Source organism: Actinomadura hibisca NBRC 15177 (assembly GCF_001552635.1).
GTDB classification, from domain to species: domain Bacteria; phylum Actinomycetota; class Actinomycetes; order Streptosporangiales; family Streptosporangiaceae; genus Spirillospora; species Spirillospora hibisca.
On sequence record NZ_BCRO01000037.1, the window covers coordinates 31,807 to 52,250 of the forward strand.

Here is a 20,444-nt window from a genome sequence, read left to right on the forward strand (position 1 = left end):
CAGTGGAGGCATGGTCCATGCCAACGAAAGAGGGAAACCATGGCCGTAGACGGGAGCTGGAACCGGCGTTCGTTGTTGCGGGGCGCAGCCGTGGTGGCAGGTGCCGCCGCAACCACACCCCTGCTGGGCAAGACGGCACGAGCCAACGGCGGTGACGCGGACGCACTGTTCAAAGCCGGAAAGTTCGAGCAGGCCGGCCGCGCATACGAGGAGATCCTGAAGAAGGACCCCACGAACCTGCGCGCGGCACGCCAGCGCGGCTACGTCGGGCTGCTGGCCAACAAGTTCCCCGAGGCCGAGAAGTACCTCACGATGGCCCTCGATCTGGCGCCCGACGACAAGGAGACCAACAGCCTGCTGGGCGACTACTACATCCGGCAGGACAAATTCGCCCTCTCCGCGCCGCGCTGGCAAGCGGCCGGCGAAACCGGCTACGCCAAATGGTTCGCGGCGATCAGCGGCAGGCCGTACCAAATCCACGGCGACATCGGCCGCGTGAAATGGCTGCAAACGGACCCGATGCCGCTGGTAGAAGCCTCGGTCAACGGCGGGCCACCGAAGCGCTTCACGTTCTACACCGGCGCCCCGAACCTGGGCGTGACCGCGAAGACAGCCAAGGAAGCGGGACTGCAACCCGTCTACAAGGAAAAGACCGAGTTCGAAGGCCAGTCCCTCTGGGTGTATTACGGGGTGCTGGACTCCTTCAAGCTGGGCGGCATCGAGCTGCGCAACGTCCCCGTGAGCTGGTCGGCGCCGGAGTCGGGCGAAGCCACCGACACCGGCAACGACGGCATGATCGGCACGTGGGTCTTCTACCACCTGCTGACCACCTTCGACTACGCGGACCGGTCCCTGATCCTGCGCCGCCCGACCCCCGAAGCAGCCGCCAAGGTACGCGCCGACGCCGCACGATCGGGAACCAGGCCCCTACCGCTATGGCTGTCCCGCGACCACGACGTCAACAGCATCGGCAACATCGCCACCTCTGGCCCACGGGTGATGGGTGTGAACTTCGGCGGAGCCGGCGAGAACACGGCGGGCATGCCCGGGGAGGTGGCCAAGCAGCTGCGGATCCGCACCGACTACGACCGCCCGCTCGAAACCGCCGCCCACAGCCACGCAACGGTCACCTACCCCTGCTACCCGAAGGAGATCCGCATCGGCGACGCCGTCGCCAACGAGGTCTACTGCGAGATGGACCCGACCATGCCGCTGAACGTGCCCTGGCCCTACGGCCCCGGCTTCGACACGATCGGCCACTTCGCCCACAGCTTCTGGAAGCCCTACAACATCACCCTCGACTTCACCGGCATGAACCTGTACATCACCCGAGGCAAAGCCACCTGACCACCGCCAACAAGAAGGCCCCTCCCGAGTACTCGGGAGGGGCCTCTTTGGTGGAGCCGCCTATCGGAATCGAACCGATGACCTATTCATTACGAGTGAATCGCTCTGCCGACTGAGCTAAGGCGGCCGGCCGCACGTGTGTGCGTGCGGCGGGCAGCAGTCTACCGGGTCTTGGGGGGTGCGTGCATCAGCCGCAGCGGGTGCCGTCCTTCGGGGGCTCGCCGGTGGTCAGGTAGTGGTCGGTCGCCTTCGTGATGCAGGGGTCTCCCTGCAGGTAGGCGGTGTGGCCGTCGCCGTCGAGGGTCAGCAGGACGCCCGAGTCGAGCTGGGAGGACAGCGCTTCGGCCCAGGCGTAGGGGGTGGCGGGGTCGCGGGTCGTGCCGATCACCAGGATCGGGGCGGCGCCCTTGGCGGTCACGGCCTTCGGCTCGGCCTTGGGCTGGACGGGCCAGTACACGCACGGCAGGCCGCCCCAGACCACGAACTCGCCGAAGCGGGGCGCCGCCTTCTTGGCCTCGTCGGCGGACTTGCCGTAGGTGGCGGCGTCCGGCGGATTGGGCTTGTCCACGCAGTTGACGGCCATGTTGGCGGCGGCCTGGTTGCTGTAGGAGCCGTCGGGCTTGCGTTCGACCATGAAGTCGGCGATCGCCAGCAGTTGGGTGCCGTCGCCTCGTTGGATCGCTTGGGTCAGGGCCTGGCGCAGGAGGGGCCAGGACTCCTTGTTGTAGAGGGCCGTCGCTATGCCCATCGTGGTCCACGACTCGGTCACCTTGCGGGCGTCGCGGCTGTTGCTCAGGGGTTTCTGGTCCGCCTGGCGCAGCAGGTCGGAGACCTTGGTCAGGGCCGCTTCGGTGTTCGTTCCCAGGGGGCAGGTCGGGGTCTTGACGCAGTCGTCGGCGAACGCGCGCAGCGCCGTCTCGAAGCCCTTGGCCTGTTCCACCAGGAGGCCGGTGGACGACTGCTTGGGGTCCACCGCGCCGTCCAGGACCAGTGCGCGGACGTTCTTGGGGAACTGCTCGGCGTAGAACGCGCCCAGGTAGGTGCCGTACGAAGCGCCGTAGTAGGTCATCTTCTGGTCGCCCACGGCGGCGCGCAGGACGTCCATGTCGCGGGCGGCGTTCTGGGTGCCGACGTACGGCAGGCGGGCGGCGGAGTTGGTCTGGCAGGACTGCGCGAACGTCTTGCTCTCCGCTGCCAAAGCGTCCTTCTCGGCCTGGTCGTCGGGCGAGGAGTCGGTGCTGAAGAACTTGTCGAAGCCCGGGCCGTCCAGGCAGCGGACGGGCGAGCTGGCGCCGACGCCGCGCGGGTCGAACCCCACGATGTCGAAGCGTTTGCGCAGGTCGGAACCGAAGGTGCGGGCCGCCTGGCGGGTGAACTCCACGCCCGACGCACCCGGGCCGCCCGGGTTGGTGAACAGCGAGCCGACGCGGTCCTTCTTGTCTTCGGCGGGCAGCCGGATCAGCGAGATGTCCAGGTCTTCGCCCGGTTTGGTGTAGTCGAGCGGGGCCTTGGCCGTGGCGCACTGGAAGCCGCCGCCGCAGTCCTTCCAGGTGAGCTTCTGCCCGTAGTAGCGCTCCAGCCCGGCCGGTGACCGCCCATCGGGCTTGCCGGTCGCTGGGGATGGCGGTTCTGCCTCGGTGTTGCAGGCCGTGGTCAACGCCAGTGCCAGCAGCACCGCTCCGGTGATCCTTGTCGCCCGCACCCTGGGCCCCCGTCTCTGCATCGCGCCTTGTACGCCCCCGCCTACGCTACGTCCGCGCGCGGTGCGGGGGCCACCTGGTCAGCTACCCCGGTACTGGCACTCGATGCCGTCGAGCGGTCGGTTCGGTTCTTTCTCGGAGTCGTCCCCGGCTTCGGTGAGGGGCGTTACTGGTTGTTCGCGTTCTGTTCGGGGCCGCCAGGGCCGCCGCCTCGGCCGTTGCGTTGGGGGGCCAGGGACGAGCATGCCTGCATGGCCTTCTGCTGCTCGGCTGACATCGACGGGCGGTTGCTCGGGCGTTGGCGGGGAGCGTCGGTGGGGCGTGCGGTTGGCGCGTCGCTCGGGCGGCCGGACGGCCTGTTGCCCCGGCCCTGCGGCATCGTGACGCCCTGCTTTTCCATGCAGGAGCGGAAGGCCACCATCGGGTCGCCAGCGGTGTTGGGCGCGCTCTTGTCGCCTTCGTCTTTTGCTCCTCCGCAGGCGCCGGTGAACAGCAGCGCGCAGGCCAGTGCTGCGCCGCCCAGCCTGCGGCCGGAGCGGGTGAGTGCCTTCATGTGCTGGTCCCCTGTTCTCAGTTGCCGCGGCGCATGCCGCCGGCCTCGCTGACGGTGGTGGCGGTGACGGTGCCGTCGGAGCCGGCGGTGCCGCGCACCATGACCGTCGTGCCCGAGCCGAGGTCGGCCACCGTGCCGTTCTTCGTGACGGTGATCTTGGTCTTGCCGCTGGTGCGGATCTTGACGGTGCGGCCGTCGGCGGTGCGGAGGGTCAGGCTGTTCTTGCCCACGGCGGTCACGGTGCCGAGGGTCATGTCTCCGTTGCTGTTCTGGGGGCCCATTCCGCCTCCTGGAGGCATCCCGTTCTGGCCGCCGTACGGTCTCCCGCCTGGGGCGTTGTTCGGCATGTTGCGGCCGTAGCCTCCGGTCGTTCGGTTGCCTGGGCCTGCGGCGTTCGGGGCGGTGTCGTCCGCGCGCCATTTCTGGGCCTGGCTGCCGCCGATGAACCCGGCCACCAGCAGCAGGCCGGACGCCAGCACGAGGGTCGGCACGGGCAGCGACCTGCGGCTCTGTGGCGCCGTGAGTCCGTCGTCTTCGGGGAACGGGGACGTCGCCAGCAGTTCGGCGTCGCTCATCGGCTTGTCGGGCTTGGCGTGCACGCCGTCCTCCTTATTCCGGGCCGTCCTGCGGCCGGGGTCACTCATGGCGCAGCGCCTCGATCGGGCGCAGCTTGGCCGCGCGGTTGGCGGGGTAGCCGCCGAAGAACAGGCCGATCGCCACCGAGACGCCGAGGGCCAGCACGATCGACGACGGCACCAGCACCGGCTTGACCCCCACGATCGTGAACCGGCTCCCCACCACCCCGACCAGCACCCCGAGCACGCCGCCGATCAGGCTCAGCACCGTCGCCTCGGCCACGAACTGGCCGAGGATCGCGCCGCGCGGCGCGCCGATGGCCTTGCGGATGCCGATCTCCCGGGTCCGCTCGGTGACGGTGACCAGCATGATGTTGGTGATCCCGATGCCGCCCACCAGCAGGCTGATCGCGGCGACGGCCGCCAGCAGCACGGTGAACGTCCTGGTCGACTCCCCGACCGCGCTCTGCACGCTGGCCTGGCTGGAGACGGTGAAGTCGGCCGCCGCCGAGCCGGTGATCCCGTGCCGCTGGTTCAGGATCTCGGTGACCTCCGACTGCGCGGCGTCCACCGTGTCGGCGCCGGTCGCCTGCACGATGACCTGGTTGAGGCCGCCGTAGCCGGTGAGGGTCGCCTGGACGGCCGACAGCGGGGCGACCACGATGCTGTCGGGGTCGTTGAAGCTCGACGAGGACGATCCGCTCGCCTTCAGCACCCCGGCCACGGTGAACCGGATGCCGCCGACGTCGATGCGTTTGCCGAGCGGGTCCACCTGCCCGAACAGTTCCTCGGCGACGGTGCTGCCGAGCACGGCGGTCTTGGTTCCCGCGGTGACGTCGGCGTCAGTGAACGGTGTCCCGGAGGCGACGGTTTTGTTGGCCGCCGCGAAGTAGGACGGCGTCGTTCCCACGAACTGGTTGATCGTGACGCTGGTGCCGGAGTACCCGGCCGTCACCGACTGGCTCGTCACCACCGGCGACGCGCTCTTCACCGACGGCGCGGCCTTCCCCACCAGCGCGGACGCGTCGGCGGCCGTCAGGTCGCGGGCCTGCGTGCGCGGCCCGGTCCGTTGCTGCTGCGACTGGCCGCCCATGCCGGGCGGCCCGCCGAACCCGCCGCCGCGTCCCCCGCCCCCGCCGCTGGTGGACGGGCTGACGGTCAGCGAGTCCGCGCCGAGCCGCTGGATGCTCTTCTTGACCTGCTCGGCCGAGCCGTTGCCCACCGCGACCAGCAGGATCACCGCGCCGACCCCGATGAGGATGCCGAGCGTCGTCAGCCCGCTCCGTAGCTTGTCGGCGGCCAGGCCGCGCAGCGCGAAGCGCAACACCTCCAGCGGGTTCACCGCGCCACCTCCGGGACGCGGCGGACGTCCTCGACGACCCGGCCGTCGCGCAGCCGCACGACCCGGCGGGCGTGCGCCGCCACCTCGTCCTCGTGGGTGATCACCACGATGGTGCGGCCGGTCTCGCTGAGCCGGTCGAACACCCCGAGGATGTCGGCGGTGGAGGCGCTGTCCAGCGCGCCGGTGGGCTCGTCGGCCAGCAGCAGCGTCGGGGCGGTGACCAGGGCCCGCGCCACCGCGACGCGCTGCTGCTGCCCGCCCGACAGCTCGTTGGGCTCGTGCCGGGCGCGGTCGGCGAGCCCGACCTCGCGCAGCGCGGCCTGGGCGCGGCGTCGACGCTCGGCGGCGCGGACGCCGCCGTAGGCGAGCGGCAGTTCCACGTTGGCCTGCGCGCTCATCCGTGGGATCAGGTTGAACGACTGGAACACGAACCCGATGCGCCGGTTGCGCAGGATCGCCAGCCGCCGCTCGTCCAGCCGCCCGACGTCGGTGCCCGCGAGCAGGTACCGACCGCCGGTGGGCACGTCGAGGCAGCCGAGGATGTTCATCAGCGTGGACTTGCCGGACCCCGACGCCCCCATGACCGCCACGTAGTCGCCCTGCGCGACGGTGAGGGAGACGCCGCGCAGCGCGTGCACGGCGGTGTCGCCCGCGCCGTAGACCTTGGTGACGTCCCGCACGTCCAGGACGGGCGGCCGTGCGCCTTCCGCCGTCACGGACGGCCCCCGCCCCGCCCGGCACCGCCGCCGGCGGGGAAGCCGCCCCCGCTGCCCGGCATCCGGCCGCCCGGCACCATCCCGCCGTTGCCGGACGTCCCGCCGGTGCTCGCGGAGGTGACCACGACCTGGTCGCCCTCTTCCAGACCCGAGGTGATCTCGGTGCCCTGGTCGCCCTTGACGCCGACCTTCACCCGCACGCTGCTGCGCTGCCCGTTCCGCAGGACGGTGACGGTGCTCTGCCCACCCGCCGTCCGGACCGCCGCGCTCGGCACGTACAGCGCGTCCGCGGCCTTGCCGACGGTGATCTCGGCGGTGGCGGTCTGCCCCAGCCGCACCCCGGACGGCCGCTCGTCCAGCGTGATCGTCGCCGGGTACTTCACCACGTTGTCGCTGGTGGTCGGGGACGGCCCGATCGCGGTGACCTTGCCGGTCGCGGTCGTCCCCGGCAGCGCGTCGAAGGTGACGGTCGCGCTCTGCCCCGCCTTCAGCCGGGTCGTGTCGGCCTCGGTGAACTGCCCCTCGATCTGGAGCTTGCCGATGTCGGCGAGCTCGATGAAGCCCGAGCCGCTCGACGAGGAGGAGGACGTCGAACCACCGCTCGACGGTGACGAGGACGAGGACGATCCGGACGTCGAGCCTCCCGTGCCGCTCGACGAGCCGCCGACCGTCCCGTTGACCGCCGTCACCGTCCCCGCGAACGGCGCCTTCAGCACGGTCCCGGCCAGCTTCCGCGCCGCCGCGTTGTAGCTGTTCTTGACCTGGAGGTAGCTGGCGTACCCCTTCTCGGTCGAGGTGTCGGTGTCGTCGGCGACCGCGAGGTTCGCCTTGGCCGCGTTGTAGGACTCCAGGGCCTCGGTCTGGTCGAGCCGGGCGAGCGTCTCGCCCGCGCTGACCTTCTCGCCCGGCTTGACGTAGATCTTGGCGACCGTGCCGGACCCGGCGAACGACAACGAGCGCGCCCGCGCGCTCTCCACCGCGCCGGACGCCGACACCGTGGCGGTCACGGTGCCCCGGGACACCGGGACGGTCCGGGATGCGGCGACCGCCTCGCCGTCGCCGGAGCCGAGGGTGAGGTACGCGACGCCGGCGCCACCGGCCAGCAGCACGCCGAGCGCGCCGTTGACCAGGAGAGACCGGCGTGGAATCCGCCGTTTCATGGAGCCGAGACTGCCGCCGCCGTCTGGGAGCCCGCTGGAGCGAAGATGAGATCTTCATGAGAAAAGCGGGACGGGTGTTTCGCGAGTGGCGTCCGCTCCCGGCCAGCGGCGGCGCGGCGAAATATCGTCCGGCGGCGGGCGGTTGCCCCGGCATGAGCACCAAAACACGCGTGCGCGTCGAGCAGGGGCACAAGCGGGTCCGTGCCTACCTCGGCGGGCGGCTGGTCGCCGACACCGTCTGTCCCGTTCTGGTCTGGGAAGTCCCCTACTACCCCGCCTACTACATCCCGCTCGACGATGTCCGGGCCGAGCTGATCTCCGAGGGGCCGGGGCGACGGTCGCCCAGCCGCGGGGACGCCACCGCCTACACCGTGAAGGTCGACGGCGCCGAGGCCCCGGGCGCCGCCTCGCGGTACGTCGAGTCGCCCGTGGCGGAACTGCGCGGGCTCGTCCGGCTCGACTGGGACGCCATGGACTCCTGGTTCGAGGAGGACCAGGAGGTGTTCGTCCATCCCCGCAGCCCGTACACGCGGGTCGACGTGCTGCCCAGCTCGCGGCACGTCCGCGTCGAGGTGGACGGCGTCACAGTCGCCGAGTCGGGCAGCCCCCGCCTGCTGTTCGAGACTGGCCTTCCCACCCGCTACTACCTGCCCAAGACGCACGTCCGGATGGACCTGCTGGAGCCGTCCGAAACAGTCACCCACTGCCCCTACAAGGGGACGGCCGAGTACTGGTCGGTCCGGGCCGGTGGAAAGGCGCACCGGGATCTCGCCTGGTCCTACCCCACGCCGCTGCCCGAGAGCGGGGGCGTCGAAGGGCTCGTCGCCTTCTACGACGAGGAGGTCGACGTGTTCGTGGACGGCGTCCGGCAGGAGCGGCCGCGCACCAAGTTCCGCTCCGCGGAGTAGCCGCAGGAGTCTTCCGGGCCCCGCTGGTCACCGACCGGCGGGGCCTTTCGCGTTCCCAAACAACGGGTTCTGCGTTTGGGCGCAGGTTTTCCGTGAACCGGGCACAAACGGCAGGGCCCCCTTTGTCACTCGACCTTACAGCGGTTGATGTCTCATCGTGCGATGGTGTGATGCCCGTCGCTTTCGCCCGCCCACCCTTGCCATCTCCGTAGACCTACGCAAGCGTAGGTTACGCAAGCGTAAGTTTGAAGCGCCCGGGGAGGCCCGCTTTGACCGCTCCGCACGCGACACCGCCGCGTGGTCCCGTCCGCCGGCTGGCGGACGCCGCCCGCTGGCTGTCCACCCCCCTGCTGCCCGAGGACTACCTCGCGCTGCTCAACCCCCTGTGGTCCACCGCCGAGCTGCGCGGCCGCGTCGAGGCCGTGCGGCGCGAGGCGCCCGGCGCCGCGACCGTCGAGATCCGGCCCGGCCGCGACTGGGCCGGGCACGCGCCCGGCCAGTGGATCAGGATCGGCGTGGACATCGACGGGGTCCGCCACTGGCGCACCTTCTCGTTGTCGTCCCCGCCCCGGCCCGACGGCCGGATCACCATCACCGTCAAGGCCACCGAGGACGGGAAGGTCTCCCGTCACCTGGTGCACGACGTCCGGCCCGGCGCCATCGTCCGGCTGGAGGAGGCCGACGGCGAGTTCGTCCTGCCGTCGCAGGTCCCCGACCGGCTGCTGTTCCTGACCGCGGGCAGCGGCATCACGCCCGTCATGGCCATGCTGCGCGGGCTCGCCGAGCGCGGCCGGGTCCCCGACGTGGTGCTGGTCCACTCGGCCCGCACCGCCGGGGACGTCATCTTCGGCGCCGAGCTGCGCGAGCTGGCCGCCCGGTTCGACGGTCTGACGCTCGTGGAGCGGCACACCTCGGCCGACGGCCGGTTCAAGCCCGCCGACCTACCTGAACTGTGCCCCGACTGGGCCGACCGCGAGACCTGGGCCTGCGGCCCCGCCGACCTGCTGGACGAGCTGGCGGCCCACTGGCTCGCCGAGGGCGTGCCCGAGCGGCTGCGCATCGAGCGTTTCCGGCCCGTGCTGGCCGGGGCCGGCGGCGAGGGCGGGCGCGTCAGCTTCACCAGGAGCGGCGTCGAGGTGGACGCCGACGGCTCCACTCCCCTGCTGGAGGCGGGCGAGGGCGCCGGGGCGCTGCTGCCCAGCGGCTGCCGCATGGGCATCTGTTACAGCTGCGTCGGCCGCCTGTGCTCCGGCCAGGTCCGCGACCTGCGGACCGGCGAGGTGCACGGCGAGGAGGGCCACCTGATCCAGACCTGCGTGTCGGCCGCCGCCGGGCCCGTCGAGATCGAACTCTGAGAACGAGAGGAGCACGCCATGGCCACCACCGACCATCTCACCCCCGCCGACTACGAGGCGATCGCCGTCGAGCTGGACGCCCTGCGCGAGGAGATCACCGCCGAGCTCGGTGACGACGACGCCGCCTACATCCACAAGATCATCCGCCTCCAGCGCGGGCTGGAGATCGCCGGGCGCGCGCTGCTGATGGCCTCGTCGCTGCCGCCCGCCTGGATCGCCGGGACCGCGACGTTGTCGGTCGCCAAGATCCTGGAGAACATGGAGATCGGGCACAACGTCATGCACGGCCAGTGGGACTGGATGCGCGACCCCAAGATCCATTCAACGACCTGGGAGTGGGACAACGTCTCCCCGGCCGAGCAGTGGAAGCACTCGCACAACTTCGTGCACCACACCTTCACCAACGTCATCGGCAAGGACAACGACGTCGGCTACGGCATCCTGCGCGTCACCCCCGAGCAGCCCTGGCACCCGGCCAACCTGCCCCAGCCGGTCTACAACGCGCTGCTGGCGATGTTCTTCGAGTACGGCGTGGCGCTGCACGACCTGGAGATCGACAAGATCCGCGAGGGGACCGCCGACCTGGAGGTCACCAAGGCCAAGCTGCGCGCCATCGGCCGCAAGATCCGCCGCCAGTGGGGCAAGGACTACCTGGCGTTTCCGCTGCTCAGCGGCCCGCAGTTCCTGACGACGCTGGGCGCGAACTTCACCGCCAACATCATCCGCAACGTCTGGGCGCACTCGATCATCTTCTGCGGACACTTCCCCGGCGAGGTCGAGGTGTTCGAGGTCGGCGAGGAGCAGCTCGAAGGCGAGACCAAGGGCGAGTGGTACGTCCGCCAGCTCCTGGGCTCGGCCAACATCAGCGGCGGGAGGCTGTTCCACCTGATGACCGGCAACCTGTCGCACCAGATCGAGCACCACCTGTTCCCCGACCTGCCCAGCAACCGGTACGCCGAGATCGCGCCGCGCATCCGCGCCCTGTGCGAGAAGTACGACCTGCCGTACCACACCGGCCCGTTCACCAAGCAGATCGGCAGCACCTGGAAGAAGATCTTCCGCTACGCGCTGCCGGGGCCCAAGGTGCCCGCGCCCGCCCGCGCGCCGCTGGCCAAGCAGCCGGTCGCGGCCGCCTGAGCGCTCGCGAAGGGCCGCCGCGTCCGGCGGCCCTTCGGTGCGGGTCACCTGCTCCAGCGGTGCGAGCGGATCGCGATGTCGGCCGCGTTCAGCGGACGGGGCGTGGCCGGGAGGGGATCGGTGATCTGCCCCCGGTAGTTCGCCGAGGCGTAGAAGGTGACCTGGCCGCGCCCACGGTTCCAGATCGAGTTGACGCGGAACCCGCAGCGCCGCTTGCCGCCGCGCCAGTTCCGGTCATCGCCCCGCCAGCTGCAGAACGCGCCGGTGGTCCCCTGGCCGCTCCACGCGCACACCCGTCCCCGCGCGCACCGGCCCGGCCCCGCCGCCTGCGCGACCGGCGCGGCGGACACCGCCAGCACGGCGGCCGCCACGACCACCGCCCCGGCCGCCCGCCCGTTCCCGACCCTGCCCATGCTCATCCCCGTTCTGCCGTGCCGCTGCACAGCAGACGTTAGGGACGGGCGCGGCCGGGGTCGGGCGGTCCGCTGTTCTCTCGCCCAAGCGATTGCCATGCCTCTACCCGAGCGGCTGCTCCTCGGTCCCATAACGGGCGTCGTGCTGGCGGCGCGGCGAGCACACCGAGGCCGACGGGCACGAGCAGCGCCCGCCCCCGTTCAGCCGGACGGTCACGGTGTCGGACGGGACGTTCCGCCCGACGACCTGACCGGCCCCCTCGGGCGTCTCGACGCGCTCGCCGAGGGCGGGCATCTCCTGGTGGGCCTGCACGTACAGGGGGTGCTCGTACTTCAGGCAGCACATCAGCCGCCCGCACGCGCCCGCGATGCGCAGCGGGTTGACCGGCAGGTCCTGGTCCTTGGCCATGCGGACCGAGACCGGCTCGAAGTCCTTCAGGAACGTCGCGCAGCACAGGTCGCGGCCGCACGGCCCGATCCCGCCCTGGAGGCGCGCCTCGTCGCGCGGGCCGACCTGCCGCAGCTCGACGCGGGCCCGGATCGTGCGGGCCAGGTCGCGCACCAGCGCGCGGAAGTCCACCCGGTGCGGCGCGGTGAAGTAGATCGTGAAGACGTTCTCGGCGTCCAGGAAGTCCACGCCGATGACCTTCATGGGCAGGCCGTGCTTGCGGACCAGCCGCTTGGCGACGCCGCGGCCCTCGGCGCGCCGCCGCCGGTTGGCCTCGTCGCGGGCCAGGTGCTCGGCGGTGGCCGGGCCCGCGCAGACCGGCAGGCCGCCGATGTCGTCCGACACCCACTGCGGCGCCCACACGCACTCGGCGACCTCGGGGCCGGAGTCGGTCGGGACCAGGACCTTGTCGCCGACGGCGGGCGAGTGCGGGCCGGGGTCGAGGTAGTACAGCCGCCCGTACCGGGTGAAGCTGACGGCCATCACCATGCCCATGGTTTCGCTCCGTTCGCCCGACGACGCGCCTCCAACCCTACGCGGCGGCGCGCGGGACGATCACCGGGCGCGGGCGGGAAGATCGCGGAGCGGGGTCACCAGGCGACGTCGGCGAGGTCGGCGGCGGGCACGGTGCCGCCCGCCTTCACGTAGAGCAGGCCGTCGCCGCCCGCGGCCAGCAGGTGGCCGCCGGTGCCGTCCGAGGAGATGCGGGCGGGCGGGGCCGGGGCGTCGCGCTGCCACAACACCTTGGTGGGCTTGCCCGTGTCGGCCGAGTACGCCTGCATCTCGATCGTGGAGTCCTTGCCGACGCCCGCCACGACGGTGCGGCCGTCGCTGCTGAGAACGGCGGCGAGGCTGCCCTTGGGCAGGAGCATGACGGCCTTGCTGAGCTTGAGATCGCCTCCGGCGCCCGCGGTGTCGAGGGTGCGGAGCTGGCGCTTGACGACGGCGGGCCTGCCGTTGACGGTGCGGACCGGGTTCCAGACGAACGAGAGCGTCGGGCCCGTCCACGACAGGTTCGTGAGGCGGGCGGGGAGCCTGCTCGTCCAGGTCACGCGCTTGCGGGTGTCGCGGGACACCACGTCCAGGCGGGCGGCCATGCCCTGGTAGGTGACGTAGGCGATCTGCTTGCCGTCGGGGCTGACGGCCAGGTCCGACCAGTCGGTGGACGCGCCCGCGATCGTGACGCCGGGCACCTCGTTGAGGTCCTTGGGGTGGCCGTTCTTCTCCAGCCGCAACCGCTGGAAGACGACCTTGCCGGGACCGGCCGTGGCCGACACCACGTAGGAGCCGTCGCGCTCGGCGGCGATGCGCTGGAAGCGGCGGCCCTGGGGGGCGGCGACGGGCAGGCCCACGTCCTTGCCGGTGCGCACGTCGCGGACGATCAGCGCGGTGCCGGTGCGGCGCACGCCCACGACGTAGCGGGGCACGCCGCCGGTGCGCTCCTTGCCCGCGGCCTGCTTGGCGGCGGGCTTGGGCTCGTGGTGGGAGCGGTCCTTCTGGACGCGGTGGACGAGGTCGGTGCCACCGCCGATGGCGAGCGCGGCGCACGTGGCGACGCCGACCGGGATGATGGCGCGCCAGTGCCTGGCGAGCAGCCCTTTCGGCGCCGGATCCGTGTGCTTGCCGTCCATGGGGTTCCCGCCTGCCCGCCCTCTCACCGTTATCGCCTGCCCGACGTTTCTATCTCATTCGCCTCACGACAAACAGCCATGATTACGGAGTCAACCGTCCTAAGCGAACCCTGAACGCCCCCTGAAGGTACCCGGCCGCCGGGAGGCGTTCGTTCCAGCATGGCGTCCGAAGTGCGGTGATTCAGCGCTTTTCCCAACTCCGGACCCGCTATTGGACCACGGTTGCAACGGGCGGTGCGCGCCGGGGTGTCAGCGCGCGGTGGCGAAGGCGGCGCGGGCCGCGTCCGTCGCAGACGCCCGGTAGGAGCTGCCGAAGAGCACGACGTGCACGAGCAGCGGGTGCAGCTGGTGCAGCGGCACGCGCTCCCGCCAGCCGTCCGCCAAGGGCGCGGCCTCGTCATAGGCGGCGATGATGCGGTCCAGTTGCGGGGTTCCGAACAGCGCCAGCATGGCCAGGTCCGTCTCGCGGTGGCCGCCGTGGGCGGCGGGGTCGATGAGCTGGACGCGGCCGCCGGTCCACTGGAGGTTGCCGGACCAGAGGTCGCCGTGGATGCGGGCGGGCGGCTCGGGCGGCCCGGCGAGGGCGTCGATCTTCTCGATGACCTGCTCGAACAGGCGGACCTCGTCGGGCGCCAGGTGTGACGCGGCACGGCGCAGGAACGGGGCGAGGCGGCGTTCGGCGTACCAGCGCGGCCAGGGACCGTCGTCGAGGGTGTTGTCGAGCGGGAGATCGGCGATGAAGCCGTCCCAGGGCGCGCCGTAGGAGCCGGGCGACGCGGCGTGCAGGGCGGCCAGCTCGCGGCCGAAGCGCTCGGCGGCCTGTGGAGTAGGGGATTCCGACGACAGCCACGGCAGGACCAGCATCCGATCACCGGCGGCCAGCACTTCGGGAACGGGAGCGTCCGGCCCCGCCTCACCCAGCCAGCGCAGCCCCTTGCTCTCAGCCTCGAACACCCCGGGCAGCCCGTCCCCGGCGACGGCCTTGACGAACACCTCGCGTCCGTCGGCGAGGCCGACCCGGTGGAGCGTCCAGGAGTGGCTGGAGCCGAGGTCGGCGACGTGCTCGACCGGGACGCCCAGCAGCTCCCGCATCGTCAGCGGTCCTTCATGTCGGCGCGGATGCGGTCAAGCAGCCCCGGCATGGCGGCCTCCACCAGTTCCAGCACGTGGTCGAAGTCGGCGCGGCCGCCGTAGTAGGGGTCGGGCACGTCGAGGTCGTCCCCGGCGTTCGGGTCGAACTCGCGGAGCAGATGGACCTTGTCGCGGGCCTCGTCGTCGGGAGCCATGGCCCGGAGCGCGCGCAGATGGCCGTCGTCCAGCGCGAGGATGAGGTCGTACCGGTCGAACCAGTCCTCCTCGAACCGGCGCGCGGTGTGCGCCGACCGGTACCCGGCCCGCCGCAACGTCGCGACCGTGCGGGAGTCGGCCGCGTCACCGGCGTGCCAGCCGTCGGTACCGGAACTGTCCACCTCGACGTCGAGCCCCTCCTCCTCGACGTGGTGGCGGAGCACGCCCTCGGCCATCGGCGAGCGGCAGATGTTGCCCGTGCAAACGAAGGTGACGCGATAGGACATGCCTCCATCCTGCCCCAGCGACCCCGCCCGCTCACTCGGCCAGAACAGGCATGGGGATCACCCCGTCCGCCGGTTCGCGTTCCGCCCGCCCGTCCGTCCGCCTGTCCGCCGCGCGTTGTGCCGTCGATGCTCGCCTCGTCGTCAACGATCCCGCTCACGTCCATCGCCTCGGCGATCTCCTCCTCCGACAGCTCGGCGAAGTAGCGCAACACCAGCGCCTCCCGCTGCCGCGCGGGCAGCCGGTGCAGCGCCGCCAGCACCTCGCGCTGCTCCTCCCCGGCGAGCGCGGCGGCCTCGGCCGACCACACCGGCGGCACGTGCTCGGCGCGGAACGGCCTCCGGCGCCGGCGCACGGCGTGCCGGCATCCGTTCAGCACCGCCGAGCGGACATAGGTGAGCGCCTTGTCCCTGTCGCGCAGCGCGGACCAGCGACGGTAGAGCCCGGTGAACGCCTCCTGCACGACGTCCTCGGCGGTGGGCTTGTCGCCGACCGTCACCAGGGCCAGGCGCATCAGGCCCAGCGCATGGCCCCAGTAAAGCTCGGTGACCGCCGTGGACGCGTCGTCACGCACGCGCTCCATCATGGCCGTATCGGCTTTCATGCATCAGAGACCCCAGAGGACCCTTGAGGTTGCTCCAGGACCCCAGGAAGTTCTCACCGGGGGCCTCTCCAAGGGCTCAGGAAGCTTTCACCAGGCGACCGACGCGAAGGTGCCGTCACTCTTGAAGATCCGCCGCACCTGACCGTCCTGCACGGCGTACAACCTGATGGGGAGCGAGCAGGCCGCGGCGTCGCGGCCCAGCAGCAGGGTCCGGCCATCGCCCGCACGGGTGAACATCGCCACTCCGCCGCAGCCGGGTATCGTCACCAGCGGCTTGCTCCACCGGCCGCCGCGGTACTGGAACAGCCGCACCCTCTTCCCGTTCACAACGGCCACGGTCAGGCCGTCCGCATCAGGCACGGCGGAGTCGATCCCTCCCGGAGCCTTCGTTGCGGGGACCAGCGTCCGCTCGCGTCCGGTCGCGGGATCGAGCCCGCGCACCGTACCTCGGCGCGTGAAGACCACCTCAAGACCGTCCGCCCGCCACGCCAGGCTCTTCGTGGTGTCCGGAATGCCCGCCGTTCGCACCGGCCACTCGCGGTGCCGCTTGGACGCCAGGTCCAGCACGCCCAGCTTGGGGCCTTCGTCCATCGCACGGAGATAGGCCAGGCGGCGGCCGTCCGGCGAAAGCGCCATCTCCCGCAGTACGCCCGGGATCGTCCAGTCCAACGGCGCTCCGATTTCGGCCCGGCCGTCCCCTGTCACGGTCACTCGATACACACGGCTGCTGGACTTCGGCGGAGTTCGACGCGTCGGCGCTCGGACCAGGGTGCTGATGCTCGCCAGGTACTCGCCCGCTCCAGCGCCGCGAGTGACGGCGTTGTAGGCCGCCTTGGCACCGCCGGCCTTTTCGGGCGGAGGTACCGGCGCATGTGGAACGAGACCCGTACGGCTGTCCACCACGCTGAGTCCCCTGCTGACCGTCATCAGCACATAGGGCGTGGCGGCCGGCGCCACCGGGCCCGGAGGTGTTCGCTCCGGCTCCCCGACACCGGCGACCACGGCTCCCGCCACCACCGCGCCCACGGCGACGGCCGCGCCCAGTGGTGCCAGCACCCGCACGCGCCGTCGAGGACGTGGAGCGGCGGGCAGCGGCGGCGGCACGTCCGGCCCCCACGAGTCGGCGGCCCGGTAGGCGTCGCGCACACGTTCTTCCAGGGTGCTCATGAGTCCGCTCCGAGGATCCGCTCCAGGGACCGCAGCGCCCGGGAGGTGGTGGAGGAGACCGTCCCGCGGCTGATGTGCAGCGTACGGGCGATCTCCTCCTCGGGAAGGTCGCAGTAGAAGCGCAGCGCCAGCACCTCGCGCTGGCGTCGGGGCAGCCGGGCGATCGCGGCCAGCACGGCGCGGCGCTCGTCCCCCGCGATCGCGCCGTCCTCGGCCGACCAGGCAGGCGGCTCGTAGGAGCGGGCGAACCGGCCCGCCACCGCGCGCCGCCGCAGCGCCGACCGGCAGCGGTTGAGGACCGCCGACCGCACGTAGGCGAGCGCCCCGCCTGGATCGCGTAACGCGTCATGGTGGCGGTGCAGGCCCAGGAAGGCGTCCTGCACGACGTCCTCGGCGGTCGGAGCGTCCCCCACCATGAGCATCGCCAGACGGATCAGCCCGGCGGCGTGCTCCCGGTAGAGGGTGCCGACGTCGATGGGGGCCGCGTGCGGCGGCACGGCGGCGGTCAACGGAAGGTCCACGGCACAGAGACGCGCCGCGCGCCGGAATGCTGCCTCGCGCGCCGGACGGATGTCAGCGGGTGCGTAGGGCCAGGGTCATCGCTTCCACCGCCAGCAGCGGGTTCACGTTCGCGCCCAGTTGCCCGCGGCAGTGCATGATCGCGTCGAGTCTCCGCAGTGTCGCCTCGGGCGTGCCGTCCTCGGCCGCCGAGCGCAGTTCGGCGCTCAGTTCCGTGTTCACCAGTTCGCTGCCCGCGCCCAGCTGCAACGTCAGGACGTCCCGGTAGTACGACGCCAGGTCCAGCAGCGCCCGGTCCAGAGCGTCGCGCTTTACGCGTGTTGCCCGGGACTTCTGCCGGTCCTCCAGCTCCTTCAGCGCGCCCGCCGTGCCACGCGGCATCCGGCCCTTCGTGCTCTCGCCCAGGGCTTGGCGTAGGGCCGACGTCTCCGACTCGTTCAGCTCCTCCACCGTCGCCTTCGCCTCGGCCTCGGCCGCCTTCACCAGCGCCTCGGCCGCCACCACCGCCGGGCCCACCGACGTCAGCCGGCGCGGCACCGCCAGCACCTCGTTGCGCCGCTTGCGCGCCTCCGGGTCGGTCGCCAGGCGGCGGGCCCGGCTGATGTGGCCCTGCGCCGCGCGCGCCACGGTCTCGGCCGTGTCCGCGTCCACGCCGTCGCGCAGCCGCAACACCTCCGCGACCGCGCCGACCGGCGGCGTCCGCAACGTCACCAGGCGGCACCGCGACCGGATCGTCACCAGCAGGTCCTCCGGCGACGGCGTGCACAACAACCACACCGTCCGCGGCGGCGGCTCCTCGATCGCCTTCAGCAGCGCGTTGGCGGCGGCCTCGGTGGCGCGGTCGGCGTCCTCGAACAGCACCACTTGCCAGCGGCCCCCGCTCGGCGACGACGCGGCGCGCAGCACCAGCTCGCGGGTCTCCTTCACACCGAACGACAACCCGGCGGGCCGGATCACCTCGACGTCGGCGTGCGTGCCCTGCAACACCTGGTGGCAGGACGCGCAGTGCCCGCAGCCGCGCGGCGTCTCGTTGCACTGCAACGCCGCCGCGAACGCGCGGGCGGCGGCCGTGCGGCCCGATCCGGGCGGCCCGGTGAACAACCACGCGTGCGCCGGCTTGCCCGCGCCCTCGGCGGCCGAGCGCAGCTGTTCGACGACCGGCTCCTGCCCCACCAGGTCATGCCACACGCTCATGCCGACAGGCTACCGGCGGCCGCGCGCGTCAGGCGTCGGTGATGGCGGGGAAGGTGCTGGTGATGTCCTCGGTCCCGGCCGGGACGGGGTCGGGCAGCAGCTCGCCGATGCGCTCCTGGATCTCGCGGCTGATCTCGGTCTGCGAGCGGTCGCGGTCGGCCGACACGATCAGGTAGCGCTCCGGGTGCGCCTCGGCCAGCGCGCGGAAGCCCGCCAGCACCCGGTCGTGGAAGTCGCGCGGCTCGGACTCCATGCGGTCGGGCTCGGTGGTCAGCCGGTTCAGGCCGGTCTCCGGCGGGACCTCCAGCAGCACCGTCAGGTCCGGGACCAGGCCGCCGGTCGCCCAGGCGTTCACCTCGGCGATCTCCTCGACCGGCTGCCGCCGCCCGTAGCCCTGGTAGGCCAGCGAGGAGTCGACGTAGCGGTCGCTGACGACGATCGCGCCGCGCTCCATCGCCGGGCGGATCACGTTGGCGACGTGGTCGGCGCGGTCGGCGGCGTACAGCAGGGTCTCGGCGCGGGACGACAGGCCGGTGGTCTCCTTGTCCAGCAGCAGCGCGCGCAGCCGCATGCCGGTCTTGGTCGCGCCGGGCTCGTTGGTGGAGACCACGTCGTAGCCGTGGTCGCGCAGCCAGATCGCCGCCAGCCGCGCCTGGGTGGTCTTGCCCGCGCCCTCGCCGCCCTCGAACGCGATGAACACGCCGCGCTCGGGCTTGGCGCGCGGGACCTCCAGCTCGACCGGGACGGGCGGGGCGTAGACCTCGCCGCGCAGCGCGGCGGCCAGGTCGAGCGACAGCGGAATGCCGCGCCGGTCGTCCAGTCGGCGGTAGGCGAGCAGGCCCGCGACCAGCGTCACCACCGCCGCGATCAGCAGCACCGCGCCGACGCCGGTGAAGTCGTAGACGGCCCCGGCGACCTTGAGGCGGTGGACGCCCAGCGCCCCGGCCAGCGGCGGCGCGACGGCCGCGGCCAGCAGCGTCACGACGGCGGCGGCCGCGCGCGGGCGGACGGCCGGAGCGGCGGTCAGCGTCGCCGCCGCCCAGACGATCCCGGCGGCGACGCCGAGGAAAGCGGTGACGAACACCACCACGACCAGGTTCTGCACCAGCGCGATCACCAGCAGCGCGAGCGCGGCGGCGACCACGGCCAGGCCGAGCAGGCGACGGCGGCTGAACGGGCCGAGCACGCGCGGCCCCAGGAAGACGCCGAACGCGATCCCGGCCGCCAGCGCTACCAGGACCATGCCGTAACCAGGGTCACCGCCGCCCAGTTCGCGGGCGTGCACCTTGGCGAGCGCGAGCAGCGAACCGGTGGCCAGGGCCGTCGCGGCGACCGCGAACAGCAGGCCCGGCGCGCCCGCCTCCCCCGACCGGCGGACCAGCGCCACGACCGGGGCCTCGACGGCGGCGGCCGGCGCGGGCCCGGCGGGCAGGTCCCGCGTCAGCCCGCTCAGCAGCGCCGTCACCGCGAAGATCGCGAAGGTGGCGTAGAGCGCCAGGTGCGCGCGGTCGGGGACGTCCAGCACCCCGTCGGCGACCAGCGCGAGGAAGGTGAACAGCAGCGCCGCGAACGGGGCCATGGCGAACACCGACCGCCACAACGAGCGGCGCTCGGCGTCGCCGTCCCCGGCGGGCGGCGCGCAGCCGTCGGCCGCCGCCGCCCACACCAGGCCCGCCAGCGACACCAGCACCGCCGCGACCCCCGTCCACAACAACGGGTTGATCGCGGGGATCAGCAGGTCCACCAGCGGCACCGACAACACCAGCACGGCCCGCGCCGCGTCCGCCGACAGCAGCGCGATCCGCCGGTCCAGCCGGGCCGCGACCGCCGCGCCGGCGGGCGGCAGCACCACCAGCGGCAGCAGCCAGGCCGCCAGCACCAGGCCGACGGCCTGCGCGCGGACCGCCAGGTCGTCGTCGCGGGTCAGCACGCCCGCCATCGCGGTCAGCGCCGGGAGCGTCAGCCAGTGGCCGAGGCCCGACAACGACAGGGTGGTGCGCAGCCGTTCGGCACGGGCGTTCGACGTGACGTCCCGCGACACGGCGGGGTGCTGCCGGGTGGCGTCCGTTCTGGTCATGTCGGTCAGGGTATCGGCGTCGTTGT

General features: G+C 72.2%; 19 protein-coding genes, 1 tRNA gene and 1 pseudogene. 4 read left to right on the forward strand and 17 right to left on the reverse strand.

Features of this window, described 5'->3' with window-relative positions; translation table 11 throughout:
- Positions 1-39 precede the first annotated feature (39 nt).
- A complete protein-coding gene (locus AH6_RS17860) occupies positions 40-1,347 on the forward strand; it encodes an aspartyl protease family protein (RefSeq protein WP_083983060.1) in 1,308 nt (435 codons plus the stop codon).
- A 51-nt stretch (positions 1,348-1,398) separates the two neighbouring features.
- Here AH6_RS17860 and AH6_RS17865 read toward each other — a convergent pair.
- The 7 genes from AH6_RS17865 to AH6_RS17895 all read right to left on the reverse strand — a co-directional run bounded on the left by AH6_RS17865 (position 1,399) and on the right by AH6_RS17895 (position 7,393).
- Positions 1,399-1,474, reverse strand: a tRNA-Thr gene (locus AH6_RS17865).
- Between the two features lie 60 nt (positions 1,475-1,534).
- Complete coding sequence (locus AH6_RS17870) at positions 1,535-3,022, reverse strand: alpha/beta hydrolase (RefSeq protein ID WP_245679361.1); 1,488 nt, start codon at positions 3,020-3,022, stop codon at positions 1,535-1,537.
- Between the two features lie 191 nt (positions 3,023-3,213).
- A complete protein-coding gene (locus tag AH6_RS17875) occupies positions 3,214-3,600 on the reverse strand; it encodes a hypothetical protein (RefSeq protein WP_067481214.1) in 387 nt (128 codons plus the stop codon).
- 17 nt (positions 3,601-3,617) lie between these two features.
- Complete coding sequence (locus tag AH6_RS46650) at positions 3,618-4,244, reverse strand: hypothetical protein (RefSeq protein WP_157431545.1); 627 nt, start codon at positions 4,242-4,244, stop codon at positions 3,618-3,620.
- Complete coding sequence (locus AH6_RS17885; protein ID WP_067481218.1) at positions 4,237-5,517, reverse strand: ABC transporter permease; 1,281 nt, start codon at positions 5,515-5,517, stop codon at positions 4,237-4,239. The genes AH6_RS46650 and AH6_RS17885 overlap by 8 nt, the downstream gene beginning before the upstream one ends.
- On the reverse strand, positions 5,514-6,233 hold the full coding sequence (locus tag AH6_RS17890; protein ID WP_067481220.1) for an ABC transporter ATP-binding protein: 720 nt from the start codon (positions 6,231-6,233) through the stop codon (positions 5,514-5,516). Before AH6_RS17890 ends, AH6_RS17885 begins: the two co-directional genes overlap by 4 nt.
- Positions 6,230-7,393 carry an efflux RND transporter periplasmic adaptor subunit gene (locus AH6_RS17895; protein ID WP_067481222.1) on the reverse strand — a complete coding sequence of 388 codons (1,164 nt, stop codon included), beginning with the start codon at positions 7,391-7,393 and terminating at the stop codon, positions 6,230-6,232. The genes AH6_RS17890 and AH6_RS17895 overlap by 4 nt, the downstream gene beginning before the upstream one ends.
- A 152-nt stretch (positions 7,394-7,545) precedes the next feature.
- On the opposite strand from AH6_RS17895, the gene AH6_RS17900 reads away from it, so the two are divergent.
- The 3 genes from AH6_RS17900 to AH6_RS17910 all read left to right on the forward strand — a co-directional run bounded on the left by AH6_RS17900 (position 7,546) and on the right by AH6_RS17910 (position 10,793).
- On the forward strand, positions 7,546-8,301 hold the full coding sequence (locus tag AH6_RS17900) for a DUF427 domain-containing protein (protein WP_067481224.1): 756 nt from the start codon (positions 7,546-7,548) through the stop codon (positions 8,299-8,301).
- Between the two features lie 269 nt (positions 8,302-8,570).
- Entirely contained in the window at positions 8,571-9,656 is a 1,086-nt protein-coding gene (locus tag AH6_RS17905) for a ferredoxin reductase (protein WP_083983065.1), read from the forward strand.
- Between the two features lie 18 nt (positions 9,657-9,674).
- Positions 9,675-10,793: a fatty acid desaturase family protein gene (locus AH6_RS17910; protein WP_067481226.1), complete on the forward strand. Its 1,119-nt coding sequence runs from the start codon at positions 9,675-9,677 to the stop codon at positions 10,791-10,793.
- Between the two features lie 44 nt (positions 10,794-10,837).
- On the opposite strand, the gene AH6_RS17915 is transcribed toward AH6_RS17910, so the two are convergent.
- The 10 genes and pseudogenes from AH6_RS17915 to tmk form a co-directional block, all read right to left on the reverse strand.
- Complete coding sequence (locus AH6_RS17915) at positions 10,838-11,206, reverse strand: peptidase inhibitor family I36 protein (protein WP_067481228.1); 369 nt, start codon at positions 11,204-11,206, stop codon at positions 10,838-10,840.
- Between the two features lie 103 nt (positions 11,207-11,309).
- The gene (locus AH6_RS17920; RefSeq protein WP_218005874.1) at positions 11,310-12,149 is read right to left on the reverse strand and encodes a PSP1 domain-containing protein; all 840 of its coding nucleotides are present in this window, start codon (positions 12,147-12,149) and stop codon (positions 11,310-11,312) included.
- A gap of 95 nt (positions 12,150-12,244) precedes the next feature.
- On the reverse strand, positions 12,245-13,285 hold the full coding sequence (locus AH6_RS17925; protein WP_067481231.1) for a TolB-like translocation protein: 1,041 nt from the start codon (positions 13,283-13,285) through the stop codon (positions 12,245-12,247).
- A gap of 249 nt (positions 13,286-13,534) precedes the next feature.
- Positions 13,535-14,377, reverse strand: coding sequence for a fructosamine kinase family protein (locus AH6_RS17930; RefSeq protein WP_067481232.1), 843 nt, complete (start codon positions 14,375-14,377; stop codon positions 13,535-13,537).
- Positions 14,378-14,379: 2 nt separating this feature from the next.
- Positions 14,380-14,859 carry a low molecular weight protein-tyrosine-phosphatase gene (locus AH6_RS17935; protein ID WP_067481234.1) on the reverse strand — a complete coding sequence of 160 codons (480 nt, stop codon included), beginning with the start codon at positions 14,857-14,859 and terminating at the stop codon, positions 14,380-14,382.
- A gap of 164 nt (positions 14,860-15,023) precedes the next feature.
- Positions 15,024-15,461 (reverse strand): annotated as a pseudogene (locus AH6_RS42540) (RNA polymerase sigma factor); the annotation flags it as partial.
- Between the two features lie 87 nt (positions 15,462-15,548).
- Positions 15,549-16,607, reverse strand: coding sequence for a WD40 repeat domain-containing protein (locus AH6_RS43815; protein WP_157431546.1), 1,059 nt, complete (start codon positions 16,605-16,607; stop codon positions 15,549-15,551).
- A gap of 17 nt (positions 16,608-16,624) precedes the next feature.
- Positions 16,625-17,149, reverse strand: coding sequence for a SigE family RNA polymerase sigma factor (locus AH6_RS17945; protein WP_067481238.1), 525 nt, complete (start codon positions 17,147-17,149; stop codon positions 16,625-16,627).
- Between the two features lie 52 nt (positions 17,150-17,201).
- The gene (locus tag AH6_RS17950; protein WP_067481240.1) at positions 17,202-18,341 is read right to left on the reverse strand and encodes a DNA polymerase III subunit delta'; all 1,140 of its coding nucleotides are present in this window, start codon (positions 18,339-18,341) and stop codon (positions 17,202-17,204) included.
- A gap of 28 nt (positions 18,342-18,369) precedes the next feature.
- Positions 18,370-20,418, reverse strand: a complete 2,049-nt coding sequence (gene tmk, locus AH6_RS17955) for a dTMP kinase (protein ID WP_067481242.1) — start codon at positions 20,416-20,418, stop codon at positions 18,370-18,372.
- Positions 20,419-20,444 lie beyond the last annotated feature (26 nt).

Excerpts from the sequence above, each read along its gene's own strand:
- AH6_RS17950 (WP_067481240.1), bottom strand. The coding sequence starts at position 18,341 with ATGAGCGTGTGGCATGACCTGGTGGGGCAGGAGCCGGTCGTCGAACAG.
- AH6_RS17915 (WP_067481228.1), bottom strand. The coding sequence starts at position 11,206 with ATGGGCAGGGTCGGGAACGGGCGGGCGGCCGGGGCGGTGGTCGTGGCG.
- AH6_RS17925 (WP_067481231.1), bottom strand. The coding sequence starts at position 13,285 with ATGGACGGCAAGCACACGGATCCGGCGCCGAAAGGGCTGCTCGCCAGG.
- AH6_RS17900 (WP_067481224.1), top strand. The coding sequence starts at position 7,546 with ATGAGCACCAAAACACGCGTGCGCGTCGAGCAGGGGCACAAGCGGGTC.
- AH6_RS17875 (WP_067481214.1), bottom strand. The coding sequence starts at position 3,600 with ATGAAGGCACTCACCCGCTCCGGCCGCAGGCTGGGCGGCGCAGCACTG.
- AH6_RS17910 (WP_067481226.1), top strand. The coding sequence starts at position 9,675 with ATGGCCACCACCGACCATCTCACCCCCGCCGACTACGAGGCGATCGCC.
- AH6_RS17935 (WP_067481234.1), bottom strand. The coding sequence starts at position 14,859 with ATGTCCTATCGCGTCACCTTCGTTTGCACGGGCAACATCTGCCGCTCG.
- AH6_RS17895 (WP_067481222.1), bottom strand. The coding sequence starts at position 7,393 with ATGAAACGGCGGATTCCACGCCGGTCTCTCCTGGTCAACGGCGCGCTC.
- AH6_RS46650 (WP_157431545.1), bottom strand. The coding sequence starts at position 4,244 with ATGAGTGACCCCGGCCGCAGGACGGCCCGGAATAAGGAGGACGGCGTG.
- AH6_RS17920 (WP_218005874.1), bottom strand. The coding sequence starts at position 12,149 with ATGGGCATGGTGATGGCCGTCAGCTTCACCCGGTACGGGCGGCTGTAC.
- tmk (WP_067481242.1), bottom strand. The coding sequence starts at position 20,418 with ATGACCAGAACGGACGCCACCCGGCAGCACCCCGCCGTGTCGCGGGAC.
- AH6_RS17930 (WP_067481232.1), bottom strand. The coding sequence starts at position 14,377 with ATGCGGGAGCTGCTGGGCGTCCCGGTCGAGCACGTCGCCGACCTCGGC.
- AH6_RS17860 (WP_083983060.1), top strand. The coding sequence starts at position 40 with ATGGCCGTAGACGGGAGCTGGAACCGGCGTTCGTTGTTGCGGGGCGCA.